Raw genomic sequence first — 15,275 nt, 5'->3', positions numbered from 1 at the left:
TCATAGATTTATTAAGATATTTCATTTAATGCATGTTTAAAGGAGTTTACAGAGCGTGTAATATCAGATGCAGTTGTTGCCCATGAACAAACACTGATTCTGATTACTTTCTTGCCATTCCAGACAGAACCGCCTGCCCAACATTCTCGTAACTCTTGAACCCTTTTCATGACTTTATCCGTTAAGTCATCATCAGCGCATGAAACTAGTACTTGATTAAAAACCACATCGTTCAAAACCGAAAATCCTTCTACTTCCATAATCTCCGTTGAAAATTGAACGGCTCTTTTATGCATTTCCAAAATCATTTCGTCAATACCTTTTTTACCCAAATATTTCATTGTTGCCCATAGCTCAATAACTCTGGCTCTGCGTGACATCTCGGGCGTGTAGAACATTCCATCTCTTTTATCACTTGTAACAATATAACTTCCCGCCATATGTAGCGCAGATTTAATGGCGTCTTCATCTTTGCACAGCACAATACCACAGTCATAAGGTGTATTTAATGTTTTATGTCCGTCAACGGCCCAAGAGTTGGCTCCTTCAATACCCTTTGTTAAATGCTTTAATTTATCTACGGCACCGGCCCACAGACCAAAAGCACCATCAATATGTACCCATGACCCTGCCTTTTTTGCTATAGTACATAGCTCGGAGAAATTATCAAAAGAACCGCTATTAACATTCCCAGCTTGTAGAATTAAAATAGTTCTATCATCTAATTGGGGTAAATTATTCAGCTCTAATTTACCTTGAGCATCCACATCTACCCATTCAATATTTTCTTTGCCAAAACCCAGCAGTCCTATAGCCTTAAGAATAGTAGAATGTGCATGTTTACCAGTAACAATTCGTAGTTGAGGTGCATTGAACAAACCTTTATCGTTAATATTCCAATTTAGGTTGGATAGTAATCTAAAGCGCGCAGCTGCCAGTCCGCAGAAATTAGCCGTAGATGTTCCGCTAACAAAACCAGCAACAGTACTTGCAGGAAGATTAAAAATCTCTTTTAACCATTTCTCAACAACAGTTTCTAGTACTGATCCAATAGGGGAGAGCACGTGCATGGCCGGAGCTTGATCCCAAAATGTTGAAATTACTTTTGCAGCTAAACTTACAGGTATGGCGCCACCAGAAACAAAGCCGAAGTATCTAGCACCTGTTGTAGCAACTGTTGCTGGAGAACCGATTTGATTTAAAAAATCTAAAACATCATTGGCTTTACTAGAATTCTGCGGCATAGATTCATCAAATTTACCTAAGTCAAATAATGCCTCTTCGGTTGGATATACATTTCGTTCAAAAACACTTTCTAGGTATTCTTTTGCAAATTGTGACGCTTTTTCAAAAATTATTTTCTCATCCACTTCTTTATACATTTGGTTCTGTACTAAACTTGTGCTGCTCATTTTTATATGTTTTTAGAATTGTTATTAATTATCACATTCAAAATTGAACAATTTATAGATACCATAACAGATTCAGTTTTTGTAAATTTGACCAGTACAGATTTAATTTATTCAGTTGAAGAACCTTGATAATAAAGATTTTTTATACCTAAAAATAGGTCATAAAATTGAAAGGCAAATTCAGAGTGGTGTTTTAAAATTGGGAGACAAATTACCGTCTACCAGGATAATGGGACAGCAATATGGCGTAAGTATTAGTACTGTACTACAGGCTTATTACTATCTAGAATCTAAAAGTTTAATAGCATCGAAACCTAGATCGGGTTATTATGTGACTTTTAGTGCCCATACTTTACCTGATAGTCCGGCTATGAGTAATCCAGATCCCAATTCTATATTAGGTAAGAATACGGAATTGATAATAGATTTTTTTCAAAATATAAGTACTGAAACTGTTGTTAATTTATCATTGGGCGTTCCGTCAGAAAAGCTATTACCGATAGCTAAATTAAATAAGGTACTGCATGAGGCAATAGGTTCTTTAACACATGGAGGAACGATACAAGGTGATATTTTAGGTAAAAAAAAATTAAGACGACAAATAGCTCAAAGATCGGCACTTTGGGGTGGTGTCCTTACCGAAGACGATGTGATCATTACCTCTGGCTGTACCAGCGCATTATCACTGGCTTTAATGGCAGTTACCGAGCCTGGAGATACGATTGCTGTTGAAAGTCCTGTGTATTTCGGATTGATACAATTGGCAAATACGCTTGGTTTACGTGTAATTGAACTACCTACGCATCCGCTGTATGGAATGGATACGGAAGCATTACAAACGGCAATCGATACTAACGAAATTAAAGCTGTAGCGGTAATTTCCAATTTTAGTAATCCGATGGGAAATACAATGTCTGATAATTCAAAAAAAGCATTGGTAGAAATCATTGAAAAGCACAATATACCGTTAATTGAAGATGATATTTATGGTGAGATTTATTACGGAGATCATAGACCTACCACTTGTAAAACGTACGATACAAAAGGGTTGGTATTATTATGTAGTTCGTTTTCAAAAACACTATCTAGTGGATATAGAATAGGCTGGATTTCACCAGGAAAGTTCAAAGCTGAGGTAATCAGGTTGAAGCTATACGTCTCTTCTACCACAACTACTGTCACGGAAGAAGCGGTATCGTTATTTTTAGAAAAGGGTAGGTATGATCATCACCTTAGGAAACTAAGACAAAGATTACATGCAAATAGTTTACAGTTTTTGGTAGCAATTGGTAAATATTTTCCAGAGGAAACCAAAGTAAGTAGGCCCCAAGGCAGTTTTTTATTGTGGGTCCAATTACCAGCTCATATAGATACTAGAGTTTTATATAAGTCTGCCGTAGCAAACGGGGTACGTTTTTCACCTGGTAGAATATTCACTTTACAAGAACAATATTGTAATTGTATGCGACTAAGCTATGCTTTGGAATGGAACAATAAAGTGGATGATGCACTGAAATGTCTCGGTCAGCTCATTAAAGATTATAAATAGTTTTCTAAAAAGGTCATACTAGAGAAAATCATTTTTCCACAATAGTTCTAAAAGTCAAATTCACTCTAGGGTGTTTGGTTTTAGTTGTTGGTGGTAACCTGTGCAGCCAATGGGTTTGTGTTTCATCTTTCATTACCAATAGGCTACCGTGTTCTAAAATGAGTTCAACCTTTTCTTTAGTTTCTTTATGTTTAAAAGCGAATTTACGTTCAGCACCAAAACTTAAAGAAGCAATGGCTCCGTTCTTTTTTAAGTCCTTTTCTCCGTCGCTATGCCACGCCATACCTTCGCTACCATCATGGTATAAATTTAATAGACAAGAGTTAAATGTTTCTCCGGTTGCTTGCTCTGTTTTGGTCTTTAACTCAAGTAATTCCGGCGTCCAGGGTAGGGCTTGTTTGGTGGTTTTAGAATAGGTGTATTCAAAAGGCTTTTCACCGTACCAGGCTACCTTTCTTTTGGTAATGATTTTCTTCCCGAAAATGATGGCCTCATCGTTTTTCCATGCAATTTGGTTCAATAATGTAGTAAGGTACGCTGTTGCTTTCGCATCATTAAAAAGTATGCCATGGTAATTCACCGTTCCTCCATAGGGGAGTAGGTTTTTAGATGCATCTATGGTAATATCGAATAATTTCATAGTTTCTTTTTCACGCTAACCTTTGAACTAAAGTAATTGGTAATCCTATTAAAAACAAAAGCGAATGGTAATTCTTATCTCGGTCGACAAGAAAACCATTCGCTTAAGGAATAAATTGATGCTTGTTATGAGCTTTTAAGCATATTTTTAATCAGTTTGTTCCATTTTTCTATGGACTGAAATTCTCCACTCAATTGAAAATTTACCGCTGCGTTATAAAACTCAAAGACAACATCTTCGTTATTGGTGTTTTTAGGGAAAAGCTTTAAAAGCAAACGCTCTGTAATTTTCTCTTTTCTTGCATAAGATTTACCAATATTGGCAATTTCAGAGCTTTTAATAGTAGATAGATCAGCATACTGTTGCTTCAACTCCTCTTCGTTTTTTGACACAAAGAATACATATTTCTTTTCAGTATCTACACCGATAGCGTAATGACCGAATATTTCATGTTGCGTTAATTGACAATTATATTTGCTTGCGATATCACTTAAAGATGACATCATTTTTTTTTCTTTTATTTTTCTACTTCTGCTCGTTAGAACAAAAGGCATTGCACATAGTGCAACAGATGCTAAACCAATAGCAGTTACTCCCAATTCCATTTTATAAATTTTTAAATATGATATATTGATTTCTATATGATGTTAAGGGCATCATATCAACGTATTAACTGAGGTTTTCAAAATGAAAACCTTTATTAAAATGGATTACCAGAAACTATGAAAAGGGAAGATAAGGTCAGACTTTCTATGCCTGATCAATAAAGTATTGGCATACCGTGTATACTGCTTATACTTAGAAGTAAATAAGTGCTCACCGCTAATTATTTGTGAGCTGAAACTTGTAAAAGGAAGTTTGTAATTGGGCGATGAAACCTCGGCAACGTCAGAAACAGAAATCTCCGTTTGTTGAGCATGAGGAGATAATATTTTAGAAGATGCTGAAAAATAGGTTTTCTGATCACTATTTTCATGTAGAACAACCTCGTTATAAAGGGGTAAAGTGTTGGCAGAACTATATATACCGAAACAATAAATTGTAACGAGTAAAAGCACTTTAAATATGTTGTTCTGTCTTGCCATTTTAACTTAAAACACTTTGGTCGAGAATTACCTTTACTTCTTTCAAACTTTCGTCATTATCCAATAGTAGAACTAAAGTGTCATGAGCCTCAATAACGGTTGAACCTCCCGGACGTACAAATTTACCATTTCTCTTTATCATGACAATAAATGCCGACTTAGGAAAATGCAGGTCGATAATACGTTTTTCTACTGCAAAACTATCGGGAAGAACGGTTACTTCTTCCATGGAAGATTTGGGCAGATTAAGAATATACCTATCATTTTCGGCGATAGGTTTTACTTCATCTGGCAACGCAACGTTTAGCCATTTTGCAAATATTGACAATGTGGTGCCTTGTATCAATACCGAAGAAACCGATATAAAGAATACGATACTAAAAATAATGTTCGCCTTATCAATGCCTGCCAAAAGGGGATAGGTAGCAAATACAATAGGTACCGCACCTCGTAGACCAACCCATGAAATATAGAACCTTCGACCTAATTTCATTTTAAAAAACATAAGGCTAAGAAAAACACTTATAGGTCTTGCTACAAGAATAAGGAAAACAGAAATAAGTAATCCGATGCCCAAATAAGGTGTAATTTGAGAAGGAAATACTAATAACCCTAATGTTAAGAATAGTACGATCTGCATTAGCCAAGCCATACCATCGAACATTTTTAATATGGTAGACTTATGAATTAAATCTTGATTGCCCAAATACACTGCACAAATGTAAATGGCTAGGAAACCATTGCCACCAACGGCATCGGTTGCCGAAAAGGTAATGAACATTAAAGCGATTACCAATACAGGATAAAGACCTTCAAAACCTAGTTTAATTTTATTGATTATGATTTCGCTGAGTTTCCCGAATAAGAATCCGCCAATTCCGCCTAAAATCATTTGTTGCAAAAACAAGGGGATAATGGACAGTATACTTAAATCTTGGTTGATGACCAAGGTTAAAAAAGCTAGGGTAAGCACATATGCCATAGGGTCGTTACTACCACTTTCCAATTCTAATGTAGGTCTCAAATTGCTTTTTAAAGCTAAATTTTTAGAACGAAGTATTGAGAATACGGCTGCGGCATCTGTTGAAGATACTATTGAACCAAGCAGCATACTTTCGTAAATGGTAAAGTCAGTAATATAATAAACGAATGTACCCAAGGTAACGGCAGTAAGTAAAACGCCTAGTGTAGATAGTACAAGACCTTCTTTAAGAATGGGTTTTACAGTTTTCCAATTGGTATCCAATCCACCGGAAAATAATATGAAATTTAGAGAGACAATACCAATAAACTGTGCAAGTTTAGGGTCATCGAACTGAATGCCTATAATACCATCGGATCCCGCAAGCATGCCAATCGCCAGGAAAAGAATTAAGGTAGGTACCCCAAACTTATACGAAGTCTTACCCACTATAATACTTATAAACAGTAGAATAGAACCTACGAGAAGTATGTTTTCTATGGTGAGATTCATTGGTGGTTATTGACATTTATTTTAAGCTGACAAAGGTATATCATTTATCAAAAAACCAATACAAATGTTAAGGTTTGGCAGAATGTTAACATGTTGCATTTCTTCCTATTATTTATCCAAAATTTAATTTGTTTTTCTAAATAGGGCAGTTATAATATTTATGGGGTATAATAACTGTACACAGACTGCCGCAAGTGCGGATAAAGTTATAGTTACTTGTGCATCAAAATATAAAGAGGTAATACCTTGATTGGATTCCGGTAAGAAAAATGGGATGAGTAAAATCAAGCAGAAACCAATAACGGTAATGATTAAATGAATTACGGTAAGCCAATTTACCAACCTTCTGTTTAATTTAATTACTATCCAATAGCCTAATCCTAGAATTCCGAAAATAATAGAAATCAAAACAGCTAAATGCAATAATGCAATTACAATATATGTATCATGAATATTTATGTCAAGTGTTTTATCAGGTTTTAGCAATCCAATAAGTAGTATTATTGGAATAAGAATCCAGAACAAAAAATGTGGTGCTTCAGTAATTTTCTTCATCTATAGCTGTAGTATTATTCTTAAGGTCAAGTTAATCATTATTAAGAGAATCACAATTCATTTTTAATCCAATATTTTATAAATACATTTGTATGTATCAATATATTAAATCATCATGGAGCTAAAACAAGTAGAGAAAATTTCTAAGGCATTAAGTGATGTAAATCGTTTAAAGATATTGCAGTATATGCAAAAAAATCAAGGTAAGGTAGAATGTACCAAAGCGTGTAACCTACTCGATTTAAGTCAGCCTTCCATTAGTCATCATATTAAAAGGTTGGTTGAGGCAGAATTAATCAACCAACATAAAATAGGACGTAATTACCACTATTCATTAAATCATGAAGTGTGGGACAATTATTTGCTGAGGTTACGGAACCTGTAGTTTTTTTATTAGATATATAGATAATTTTAAATGTATTAATGAAATTATTAAAATGAAAAATATTAAATATTCTATATTAGATTTAGCCATTGTATCTGAGGGTACTACATTAAAAGACACCTTTGATCATTCATTGGCACTGGCACAAGCTGCCGAAGAAGTGGGTTATACCCGTTTTTGGTTGGCAGAGCATCATAATTCTGTAGCTATAGGAAGTAGTGCTACCTCTGTTTTAATAGGTAACATTGCAGAAGGAACTGAAAAAATTAGAGTGGGGTCAGGTGGAATCATGTTGCCCAATCATTCTCCATTAATCATAGCGGAACAATTTGGGACACTTGGTATTTTATATCCTAACAGAATAGATTTGGGTCTAGGTCGCGCACCAGGAACAGATCAGTTAACGGCACAAGCTATACGTTCAGATTTTTTTCAGGCAGCGCAGTCGTTTCCTTTAGAGGTTGAAAAAATACAACGTTACTTTTCTACTGAAAATGCAGATGCAAAAGTACGGGCTACCTTGGCAGAAGGGGTAGAGGTGCCTTTGTATATTTTAGGATCAAGTACCGATAGTGCCCATTTAGCGGCTAAAAAGGGATTGCCATACGCCTTTGCCAGTCATTTTGCTACGACACATTTAATGAATGCATTGCAAATTTATCATCAGGAGTTTCAGCCTTCAAAAGAATTGGAAAAACCATATACCATGGCTGGCGTAAATATTATCATTGCCGATACCGATGAAGAAGCAGATCGTATTTCTACATCGCTTTATAAAATGATCGTTGGTTTGTTGACAGGAAATAGAGGCTTTATGCAGCCTCCGGTTGATATGACGGCCGAACTGAGAGAGTTAAGCAAGAACCCATCTGTTCAGCAAATGTTGAAATATTCCTTTATTGGAAGCAAAGAGACGGTTAAGAAGCAAGTGCAACAATTTATAGCCGATACACAGGTAGATGAACTCATTGCGGTTACCAATATTTATGACGGTAAAGACCGTATAAAATCATACCAATTGTTTGCCGAAATCATGAAAGAATTGAATGGGGAGAAGAAATAATTTCTCTCCATTTTATTCTTTTATGTCCAATATAGATTGCCTTTCCCTGTTAACGGTAAGCTTGGTGACATCTGGTCTAGAATAGTGCCCTACGGGATCAAAATTTTGACGCTCTTCGAGCACTCTATTAAAATTTATTGTTGTTGTAATGAGTCCCTCTTTATCGATCACTGGAGGCAAAATCCATTCCCCGTCAGGTCCTGCAATACAAGAACCACCATTTGCTAAAGTATCTGGACAGTTTTCAAGTATAGCATTTAAGTGCGGAGTATCTTCAGGGAAATCGGTTTTGCTCATTAGGCTTGAAACTGAAACAACGAACGATCTAGATTCCCTGGCAATAAACCTTGTAATAACGGCAGTATTGTAATCAGAGCCCGGCCACACGGCAACATGCAGATTTTCGCCTAAACCATATAGGGTGGTTCTGGCCAAAGGCATCCAGTTCTCCCAACAGTTTAACCCGCCAACACTAAAGTTCTTAAGATCATGAACTTGTAGGCCATTACCATCACCTGGTGACCATGTTAATCGTTCTTCATAAGTAGGTTGTAGTTTTCTGTGTACCGATTTAATTTGCCCTTCACTATTTATGTACGCCAGCGAACAATATAGACTATGACCACCTCTGTTCTGGGCGCGTTCCATTAATCCTAAGTAAATGGCAATTTTATGTTGCTTCGCTAAAGCGCAAATATCATCTAATTCTCCCGCTTCAATTTGAATGGAATTCTTGATATAATGAGCGTGAATTTCTTTCTGTACCGAAGAATTGAATTGAGCACCATCGGTCATGGAAACCCAAAAAGGGTAACCTGGTAATAATGCCTCACCAAAAACCACCAATTCACAATCCTCATCACTAGCTTTTACAATATATTCCTTGATTTTAGCAATTGTAGCTTCTTTGTTCAACCAAACCGGTGAGATTTGAGCCATACCTATTTTAAGGTTGTTTTGATTCGGAGTGTCTATTATTTTGGGCATTGATCGGTGGTATTTACAATTCGTTGTAGCAAATTACTATTCAGGTACTCGTAAATTCAAATTTATTGACCGTTATATTAAGAAATACTTTTTAAAGCCTCAATAATTTCATCGGGTTCTGAGCGCGTTCTGTAATCTACATTCACATAGTTCCATTGAACTAAACCGTTAGTGCCAATGATAAATGTCGCAGGAATAGGTAATACACTACCGTTTCCATTATTTATTTCCTTAAGGTCAAGTTCGCGGTCTATACGCATATGATCTAATAAAAACTCCGGTACTTCCCATGCAACACCGTATTGCGAAGCTACTTTTGCGTCTTGGTCCGATAATACGGTAAAATCCATATTACTGATCTCGTTTTTTGTCAAACTGGCGTCTGGCACTTCAGGACTAATGGCTACCAATGTAGCACCTAAGGATTCAATTTCCTTTAATTTAGCCTGTAAAGCTCTTAGCTGCAAATTGCAATACGGGCACCAACTACCACGATAAAAAGTAACCACAACGGGACCTTTGCTTAAAAGGTCGTATAGTTGAACATCTTTACCTAAAGGATTGGGTAATTTAAAATCTGGAGCTTTTTCTCCTATTTTAATGGCGTTTTTCCCCTTTTCAAAAGCTTTTGCCTCATTGATGATATCATCAACCCATTTCATAAATTCGGGGTTCTTTTTGCGTCCGAATGCAATTTTAGCATCGGTTTGTTCTCTTAGTTTCTGCATTTTTCTTTTTCATTATCTACGTTATAATTTTTTGCGGATAGATATAACGTATGTATTTATTGTTCGTAATCTGTTAGCACAATTTCAAGACGCTCCACTTCCTTCTTAAAAAGAAACAAATAAGCTTCTAAAGTATGATTTTCTAGTAGTCGGTTAAATAAAAATTCCGGTTTTATTGTCAGGATTTTTGCGTACGCTGTTTGAGTCGAGTACATTACCAATAACTTTCAATGCCTGTTTTTTCTTGATGTCTTTATTTTTAAGCCGTTGAAAGGGTTGATGATATTGCGGATTTTAATTGTGGAAAATACTTTTGTAAATTCAGATAATGTAAAAAAACGAGGTAGTTTTAGCCAAAAAGAATATATTAATTTACTATAGAGAGAACTGGACTAGGGCTTTTCATAGAAGCCATTGTTGTAGCACGTTTTATTTAGTATCAATATCACCTTCACCCGGTGGTACTATCACAAATCCGTATTCCACATCATTAGGAACGTTGTACTTTTCCCAATACTCTCCTCCGATTCCGGCTATTTGGCTTTTTTTGTCGCTGATTTCAAGTCCATATTCTCCGAAATAAATTTTTGGTCCTATATCAAATGAAATAGAGTCGGTATCTATAAACAGGAATATTTTATCTTCATTTGGCTTCAAGGTAAATTTATCTTTGATAGTTATAATTTTGTCAGTGTTATTCCATAGAAATATTTTATATGAAGCTCCAGTTTTCAAATATTCGGCATGAATCATATAAGATTCATGACCTTTTTCAATAATTTCATTTCCATGTTTATTTTTATACTTTTTTGGGGCTTTCTTTTCTTTGATTAAGAAAAAACTCAGAATTACGATTATGGATATTCCGACTGTTAATAATCCGTATTGGAATAACCCTGTAAGAAGAAGTACTACAAATCCATCTTGAGGAATTCTATTCGTTTTTTGAAAGAGTACATTTATTATGTAGTAATTGTCCATCAGGTAATAGCAGAAAATACAGATTAAACTAACTACATAAAGTCCAACAATTTTAAAAGCTCTTTTATTCATCCCATATATTTGAACACGCTAAAAATGTTATTGTTGCAAGGTTTTTAACTTCCAGCGATTTCAGCCAAGACTGAGCCGCCCTCAACTTTCTGTCCAACTTGTTTAAAATAATTTAATTTTCCGCCAATAAAAGATTCAAATTCAAACCTCTGTTTTTCATCCTCAACAGCTCCGATAATATCACCTGGATTCACTATTTGTCCTTTTTCGAAAAACCATTCTTTAATCCTCCATTCACTATTTATGTCCAGTTCCATCGGGAATATAATTTTTTCCGATTCCCCAGCTTCATGAAAACGACCTTTGAGTTCTGCATCCGTTTTTAAATTCGAACTGTCAAGTCCAATTTTATTTATTTGCTTAATTAGCCATTTCCTCATTCTTTTAATTTGCTACAACGGTCAAGGCTATGGTAAGTAGGGCAGGCAAGGAAACTTTTCGTTTCTGTCTGGTCTGCTAGCCAAATCTTTTTGTTTTTTATTTATTTTTTCTTTTTTAATTGCCAAATCCAAAAGATTTGGCGGACTAAGCAAATATGCCCAAACCATTAAATATAACACTTTATACCCTATTTGCTACAGGTATTGTTTCCATCTGTAGTGAAGCCCAAGAGTAAGCACAGGTTCTTTACGTAGAATGAAAAATATTGACAACGATTCGAGTTCGATTTCGAACCGATTGCGCAAATCGGAACTTTCTGTAATAGGTTTGAGTAGGTGCGGAGTCAATTTGCGAAAACAAGCTAAAAAGTCCATTCGTGCAAACTTATTTTCAATATCTCATTTAAATGGAAAGTTAATATCGATTCAATTTAGTTTTTTGTCATTGTTTCTTTTAATAAAAAATCCCGTGAGCCAAACTACCGCACCTAAAAGGGTTAAATAATGAGAGTAGGATAGAATTTCAGCAAGTTCTCCATCAACAAACCTTCGACCTATTCTGATTAATAATGCAACTATTATTATAGCAATACCAATTTTTTGTAATAGATTATTATTGTTCATATTATTTTTTTCTACTTGATAAGTGTAAAAAATCAAAATATTGTTACATAAATATCCGTATAAAATATTTTTCGAGCTATTAATGTTAACGGTTTTAGCTCGTATGTTTGGTTCTTAGTTTGAAGATACTATAATTATATAAATAAGGAGATTGATTAAGCGGTTGAGCTCGTATTGTTTATAGGTTTCCTAAGTTAGTATTCTGTTATCTTTTATGGTTTAACAAAAGAACAAAAGAGCAGAGTAAGGTTATTATAGGTTTAGAACTGGCGTTCGCAATTCCGAGTGGATTCGGATGTAGTTGAATCCGCCGTAATTACAGGTTTTACATTGTTGCCATTAGTACTTTATTCATTTTTCGGCCATATTTTTTCAAATTCAACAGTGACAACCAGCATTTCTTCGGTCGGTTTCTTTCCACTTTCTTTTAGAAAACTTTCGAAAAAGTCCCAATGTGCTTTTTTCCATTTTTTGAGAGGCTCAATATCTGTTCCCATATCCATCGCAGCGTATTCTTTGGATATTTTATTGAATGGGATTGTGTCGACACTTACATTTTCTATAATCGCTTTTGCATTTCCATTAAAGTCCGTTACGATTTGTTTAATTCCGACAGTTGGTAAATCAGCATTATATTGTTCGTACAAGCTGTAAAGTCCAGATGAAGCTCTCTTTTTTCCATTCAAAGTTAATTTAGCCAAACGATTTGCGTCTTTTTCATTATTGTGGAAAAAATCTGATTCAGGAATTTCGTCATTTTTAAATTCAGGGTTCGATTGGACAAAGTCGTTCCACATTTCAGAAACTGATTGGTCAATTCCGTTCTCGATTACAGTAGTTATTTCAGACTGGTTTTCAGTTCCGATTTCAGTTTTGTTTTTAGTCTCGTTTTTACAACCAACTAAAATCAAAAAAAGGAAGATTGAAATGTGTCTCATAGTTTTTTAATTATTAATGGCAACGTGTTAGTGTATGATTTTTTTGCGTGAATAAGCACTAAAGTTAGTAAACAATCACGAATAGAAAATTCCAGCGGAATTTTTGTAAGTAAGCCTTTACTTGCAATGAATCATACACATTGTTGGCATTTCGTTATTTTTTCTCAATTTCAAATGCATTTATCCATTTGGCTTTGTTAATTCCAAAAAAAAATCCTCCAACTAACATTATTATTCCTGTTGCTATTCCAACCATTCCAAAGAATGGGGTTTCAGGTATTCTTACTAAAATTTCTGCTGCAAACGCTGCATAAAGTCCAATAACAGACCAATACATAAATGAAAAATGAAGATATTTCCATTTATTTACTGGCTTTTTAGTCCAAATAGGAATCATTCCAAGAACAATTGAAATTAAACTCAAAAGAGTCGTGTAATGAAATATTCCCCAACTATTGAATAACCTATAAATCATTAAAGCAGTCAGTATTAGAATTCCCATACTAATCACATATAAATATCCAATTTGAATATGTTGCTTTGTTCCTTTTTTCGCAAGAAGTACATATGTTCCAAATATTAGAGCAAAACAAGATGAAATCAGATGAACTAAACCTATTCCATCTCCAACTATATTTTCCATTAATCAAATAATTTAGAGTGCATATAATTCAAATTTAACAGTATCATTGTTGTTCATATATTTTTTATTTCTCAAATGTAGAATTTTAAGGATGAGTTGTTTTTAATGAAGCACAACGGATTTAGCTAAGCGTAGTACGGAGGCAAGGAAACTTTTCGATTCCGTCTGCGCACAAAGCTAAAGCTTATTGTTTTGTTTTTCCTTATTTTCCGTCCGATTAAAGTCCATCTGCCCAATATATGCGGGTGTGTAAAGTCCACTTGTTAAAAGTTGCTTAAGTTTTTTCTTAGGTATTATTTTAAGGTTTATTCATAATTTTACACCAGTCCAACTTCCGCTATCATCTTCAGTATCGCTTGTCCATAACCCAGAAGCGTAGTTGTCTATAAAACTTCCGTTAAATCCACCATCTATTTCAGATGTTCCAATAGTTGCATTTAAAATTCCTTTTTCGGAAATATTTCCTATTATTTGATATGAATTTGAGGATTGAATAGAGGTAAATGTTCCTATTACAGATTTATTTATGTCAATCCTTATGGACCAATTACCGCTATCCGTATTTCCAACATATTGTCCGCTCCACATTCCTTCGTAAACAAATATTTCATTTTCATCACTTGAACATGAGTTCAATAGAAAAACACTTAAAATTAGAAATGCGAAATACGTTGCTTTCATAGATTATCTTTAATTTACTGTTTCTAATCTCGATTTTATTTTTTTTGAGCTATTAATGGTGACGGTTTGGTTAAGCTTATTGTTTAGTTTTATTTTTTCTTGTCAAAGCTAAATCCATAAGATTTAACGACTTTATAAATATACACAGACCTTTCGGTTTTGCCCTAAAGTCCGCATTACGTTTGGCATTGTTGTACGCTGTAATTATTTCGCAGAGTATTTAACTAGAATACTTTTTTCCAAAACTCCAGCATTAAATTGAAATGATGTGGAAGAACCTCCATTTGAACGGGAATATGCAAAGTTTTCAATAAAACTAGTAATAACACCAAATTCAGATTTTGACTCTGAAATTTCAAGAACCTCTCCTAATTTCTTTCCACTTAAGTCGGCAATTAGTTGAGCTCTTTCTTTAGCTTTTATTAATAATCGAGTATAAATTTCTTTAATCTTGGTTTCTTTATTCTCATATTTAATTTCAGTTATGTAAAAATTTATTCCTTCCTGTTTCATTCTTTTCTTAAATTCTTCTTTTTGAACAGAATCTTTGATTTTTACCATATAGTTAGTTTTGTCCGTCAATTCTCTTGTGAAACTAGCCTCAGGGTTTCCACTCAATCTGTAATCATATTTCCACTTTTTAAGAAGTGATACAATTTTTTCTTCTGAATGTTTAAGCTTTTCAGAAAACTCGATCTTGGAATTTGGATTTTCATAATCATACTCAAATTTAAGTCCACTAGAGATTTGATATTCATATGATATTGGTTTTAAACTTACTGTGTCTTTTACCATTACTTCAATGAATTTCTCTTGAGCAAAAGAAGTTCCAAATCCAAATATGACAAATGTTAATAATAGAATTAGGTTGTTTTTCATGGTAGTTCTGTATTATAGCGTACAACGGTCGAGTATATGAAAAGTAGCGCTGAAAATGGGCGCAAACCATTCGGTTGAACTCAAGCCGAATTTTTAAATTTATCTTTCTTTTCCCAAATAGCTAAATTTAAAAATTTGGCGACCTCGAAAAAGTACCCGAACCTTTGTGTTTGCAACTGCTCGCGCTATTTTTTATATA

Annotated in this window: 17 protein-coding genes; 3 read left to right on the top strand and 14 right to left on the bottom strand. The window is 34.5% G+C overall.

The window, feature by feature from the left end; translation table 11 throughout:
- Positions 1–11 precede the first annotated feature (11 nt).
- Positions 12–1,412 carry a pyridoxal phosphate-dependent decarboxylase family protein gene (locus EXIGUO8A_RS00085; RefSeq protein ID WP_159301449.1) on the bottom strand — a complete coding sequence of 467 codons (1,401 nt, stop codon included), beginning with the start codon at positions 1,410–1,412 and terminating at the stop codon, positions 12–14.
- 115 nt (positions 1,413–1,527) lie between these two features.
- On the opposite strand from EXIGUO8A_RS00085, the gene EXIGUO8A_RS00080 reads away from it, so the two are divergent.
- Positions 1,528–2,961, top strand: a complete 1,434-nt coding sequence (locus tag EXIGUO8A_RS00080) for an aminotransferase-like domain-containing protein (RefSeq protein WP_159301448.1) — start codon at positions 1,528–1,530, stop codon at positions 2,959–2,961.
- 28 nt (positions 2,962–2,989) lie between these two features.
- Here EXIGUO8A_RS00080 and EXIGUO8A_RS00075 read toward each other — a convergent pair whose 3' ends face one another.
- The 5 genes from EXIGUO8A_RS00075 to EXIGUO8A_RS00055 all read right to left on the bottom strand — a co-directional run bounded on the left by EXIGUO8A_RS00075 (position 2,990) and on the right by EXIGUO8A_RS00055 (position 6,715).
- A complete protein-coding gene (locus EXIGUO8A_RS00075; RefSeq protein WP_159301447.1) occupies positions 2,990–3,601 on the bottom strand; it encodes an alpha-ketoglutarate-dependent dioxygenase AlkB family protein in 612 nt (203 codons plus the stop codon).
- 125 nt (positions 3,602–3,726) lie between these two features.
- A complete protein-coding gene (locus EXIGUO8A_RS00070) occupies positions 3,727–4,206 on the bottom strand; it encodes a hypothetical protein (protein WP_159301446.1) in 480 nt (159 codons plus the stop codon).
- 105 nt (positions 4,207–4,311) lie between these two features.
- On the bottom strand, positions 4,312–4,686 hold the full coding sequence (locus tag EXIGUO8A_RS00065; RefSeq protein ID WP_159301445.1) for a hypothetical protein: 375 nt from the start codon (positions 4,684–4,686) through the stop codon (positions 4,312–4,314).
- A gap of 1 nt (position 4,687) precedes the next feature.
- Positions 4,688–6,160: a potassium/proton antiporter gene (locus EXIGUO8A_RS00060; RefSeq protein WP_159301444.1), complete on the bottom strand. Its 1,473-nt coding sequence runs from the start codon at positions 6,158–6,160 to the stop codon at positions 4,688–4,690.
- Positions 6,161–6,283: 123 nt separating this feature from the next.
- On the bottom strand, positions 6,284–6,715 hold the full coding sequence (locus EXIGUO8A_RS00055) for a cbb3-type cytochrome c oxidase subunit I (RefSeq protein ID WP_159301443.1): 432 nt from the start codon (positions 6,713–6,715) through the stop codon (positions 6,284–6,286).
- A 115-nt stretch (positions 6,716–6,830) separates the two neighbouring features.
- On the opposite strand from EXIGUO8A_RS00055, the gene EXIGUO8A_RS00050 reads away from it, so the two are divergent.
- Positions 6,831–7,100: an ArsR/SmtB family transcription factor gene (locus tag EXIGUO8A_RS00050; protein ID WP_116769419.1), complete on the top strand. Its 270-nt coding sequence runs from the start codon at positions 6,831–6,833 to the stop codon at positions 7,098–7,100.
- Between the two features lie 52 nt (positions 7,101–7,152).
- Entirely contained in the window at positions 7,153–8,163 is a 1,011-nt protein-coding gene (locus tag EXIGUO8A_RS00045) for an LLM class flavin-dependent oxidoreductase (protein WP_407658156.1), read from the top strand.
- Positions 8,164–8,175: 12 nt separating this feature from the next.
- On the opposite strand, the gene EXIGUO8A_RS00040 is transcribed toward EXIGUO8A_RS00045, so the two are convergent.
- From EXIGUO8A_RS00040 to EXIGUO8A_RS00005, 8 genes are all read right to left on the bottom strand, one after another.
- Positions 8,176–9,150, bottom strand: a complete 975-nt coding sequence (locus EXIGUO8A_RS00040; protein ID WP_159301442.1) for a carbon-nitrogen hydrolase family protein — start codon at positions 9,148–9,150, stop codon at positions 8,176–8,178.
- Positions 9,151–9,227: 77 nt separating this feature from the next.
- Positions 9,228–9,878 carry a peroxiredoxin-like family protein gene (locus EXIGUO8A_RS00035; protein ID WP_159301441.1) on the bottom strand — a complete coding sequence of 217 codons (651 nt, stop codon included), beginning with the start codon at positions 9,876–9,878 and terminating at the stop codon, positions 9,228–9,230.
- A gap of 429 nt (positions 9,879–10,307) precedes the next feature.
- Positions 10,308–10,931: a hypothetical protein gene (locus EXIGUO8A_RS00030; protein WP_201304092.1), complete on the bottom strand. Its 624-nt coding sequence runs from the start codon at positions 10,929–10,931 to the stop codon at positions 10,308–10,310.
- A 44-nt stretch (positions 10,932–10,975) separates the two neighbouring features.
- Positions 10,976–11,311 (bottom strand): biotin/lipoyl-containing protein, encoded by a 336-nt coding sequence (locus EXIGUO8A_RS00025; protein WP_159301440.1) that lies wholly within the window; start codon positions 11,309–11,311, stop codon positions 10,976–10,978.
- 971 nt (positions 11,312–12,282) lie between these two features.
- A complete protein-coding gene (locus EXIGUO8A_RS00020; RefSeq protein WP_159301439.1) occupies positions 12,283–12,873 on the bottom strand; it encodes an ASCH domain-containing protein in 591 nt (196 codons plus the stop codon).
- Positions 12,874–13,027: 154 nt separating this feature from the next.
- Complete coding sequence (locus EXIGUO8A_RS00015) at positions 13,028–13,516, bottom strand: DUF2306 domain-containing protein (protein WP_159301438.1); 489 nt, start codon at positions 13,514–13,516, stop codon at positions 13,028–13,030.
- A 309-nt stretch (positions 13,517–13,825) separates the two neighbouring features.
- A complete protein-coding gene (locus tag EXIGUO8A_RS00010) occupies positions 13,826–14,197 on the bottom strand; it encodes a hypothetical protein (protein WP_159301437.1) in 372 nt (123 codons plus the stop codon).
- A 204-nt stretch (positions 14,198–14,401) separates the two neighbouring features.
- On the bottom strand, positions 14,402–15,076 hold the full coding sequence (locus EXIGUO8A_RS00005; protein ID WP_159301436.1) for a hypothetical protein: 675 nt from the start codon (positions 15,074–15,076) through the stop codon (positions 14,402–14,404).
- Between the last annotated feature and the right edge of the window lie 199 nt (positions 15,077–15,275).

Origin of the sequence: Maribacter litoralis (genome assembly GCF_902506355.1) — a bacterium.
GTDB lineage: Bacteria > Bacteroidota > Bacteroidia > Flavobacteriales > Flavobacteriaceae > Maribacter > Maribacter litoralis.
Note: the sequence above shows the minus strand (reverse complement) of the source record. Positions and strands in the feature narration are given on the sequence as shown.

Coding starts and splice junctions, on each gene's coding strand:
- EXIGUO8A_RS00085 (WP_159301449.1), bottom strand. CDS start 1,412: ATGAGCAGCACAAGTTTAGTACAGAACCAAATGTATAAAGAAGTGGAT.
- EXIGUO8A_RS00005 (WP_159301436.1), bottom strand. CDS start 15,076: ATGAAAAACAACCTAATTCTATTATTAACATTTGTCATATTTGGATTT.
- EXIGUO8A_RS00070 (WP_159301446.1), bottom strand. CDS start 4,206: ATGGAATTGGGAGTAACTGCTATTGGTTTAGCATCTGTTGCACTATGT.
- EXIGUO8A_RS00020 (WP_159301439.1), bottom strand. CDS start 12,873: ATGAGACACATTTCAATCTTCCTTTTTTTGATTTTAGTTGGTTGTAAA.
- EXIGUO8A_RS00060 (WP_159301444.1), bottom strand. CDS start 6,160: ATGAATCTCACCATAGAAAACATACTTCTCGTAGGTTCTATTCTACTG.
- EXIGUO8A_RS00035 (WP_159301441.1), bottom strand. CDS start 9,878: ATGCAGAAACTAAGAGAACAAACCGATGCTAAAATTGCATTCGGACGC.
- EXIGUO8A_RS00010 (WP_159301437.1), bottom strand. CDS start 14,197: ATGAAAGCAACGTATTTCGCATTTCTAATTTTAAGTGTTTTTCTATTG.
- EXIGUO8A_RS00065 (WP_159301445.1), bottom strand. CDS start 4,686: ATGGCAAGACAGAACAACATATTTAAAGTGCTTTTACTCGTTACAATT.
- EXIGUO8A_RS00040 (WP_159301442.1), bottom strand. CDS start 9,150: ATGCCCAAAATAATAGACACTCCGAATCAAAACAACCTTAAAATAGGT.
- EXIGUO8A_RS00045 (WP_407658156.1), top strand. CDS start 7,153: ATGAAAAATATTAAATATTCTATATTAGATTTAGCCATTGTATCTGAG.
- EXIGUO8A_RS00055 (WP_159301443.1), bottom strand. CDS start 6,715: ATGAAGAAAATTACTGAAGCACCACATTTTTTGTTCTGGATTCTTATT.
- EXIGUO8A_RS00025 (WP_159301440.1), bottom strand. CDS start 11,311: ATGAGGAAATGGCTAATTAAGCAAATAAATAAAATTGGACTTGACAGT.
- EXIGUO8A_RS00015 (WP_159301438.1), bottom strand. CDS start 13,516: ATGGAAAATATAGTTGGAGATGGAATAGGTTTAGTTCATCTGATTTCA.
- EXIGUO8A_RS00030 (WP_201304092.1), bottom strand. CDS start 10,931: ATGAATAAAAGAGCTTTTAAAATTGTTGGACTTTATGTAGTTAGTTTA.
- EXIGUO8A_RS00075 (WP_159301447.1), bottom strand. CDS start 3,601: ATGAAATTATTCGATATTACCATAGATGCATCTAAAAACCTACTCCCC.
- EXIGUO8A_RS00050 (WP_116769419.1), top strand. CDS start 6,831: ATGGAGCTAAAACAAGTAGAGAAAATTTCTAAGGCATTAAGTGATGTA.